Here is a 704-nt window from a genome sequence, read left to right as displayed (position 1 = left end):
ACTGGGGGAATCATTGTTATTTTCTTTTCCTGCAGGTACTAAGATGTTTCAGTTCCCTGCGTTAGCTTCCATCAATGATGGATGACGTGTCTTCAACACGCCGGGTTGTCCCATTCGGAGATTCACGGATCAAGGGTTATTTGCACCTCCCCGTGACTTTTCGCAGCTTATCACGTCCTTCATCGCCTCCGAGAGCCAAGGCATCCGCCATGCGCCCTTGCTTACTTTCCTTATCACGTCACACTACCTAAAAGGCAGCGGGATGATATATACTTTTAGCTCTTTTTCGTTACCAAAATTTACTTGCTTGTTACATCATGTCATAGACCTTGTTTTTCAAAAATTCTCGTGGAGAATTTTTGCAGATTGGCTCGCTTGCGCTCGCCCATCCCATTCGTGGAGAATAACGGATTCGAACCGTTGACCCCCTGCGTGCAAAGCAGGTGCTCTAGCCAGCTGAGCTAATCCCCCGATTTGTCCCTTTTCGTTTTGCGGCTGCAAAAGTACAACCTTTATTCCGAAGAGGCAAATTTTTAAGGAAGTTTTTTCTTCCTTTTTTTTTCGAGTAGCAATCGAGTGCTACCTGAAGCACATTGGCTTGCGCCGATGTTTTTCCGGGTAGTCCCAGGCAGAGTTGAACTGCCGACCTCTACATTATCAGTGTAGCGCTCTAACCAACTGAGCTATAGGACTAGCTTTCTGAT

2 tRNA genes and 1 rRNA gene are annotated in these 704 nt (G+C 46.4%); all 3 read right to left on the bottom strand.

Going from position 1 to position 704, the window contains the following annotated elements:
• Positions 1-231: ribosomal RNA gene (locus H3001_RS19185) — 23S ribosomal RNA — on the bottom strand; the annotation flags it as partial.
• Positions 232-397: 166 nt separating this feature from the next.
• Positions 398-471, bottom strand: a tRNA-Ala gene (locus H3001_RS19180).
• Positions 472-619: 148 nt separating this feature from the next.
• A tRNA-Ile gene (locus tag H3001_RS19175) sits at positions 620-693 on the bottom strand.
• Between the last annotated feature and the right edge of the window lie 11 nt (positions 694-704).

It is taken from the genome of Phocaeicola faecicola (assembly GCF_013618865.1).
In the GTDB taxonomy this organism is placed as follows: domain Bacteria; phylum Bacteroidota; class Bacteroidia; order Bacteroidales; family Bacteroidaceae; genus Phocaeicola; species Phocaeicola faecicola.
The sequence above is the reverse complement of the archived record's forward strand: the minus strand, read 5'-3'. Positions and strand labels throughout refer to the sequence as shown.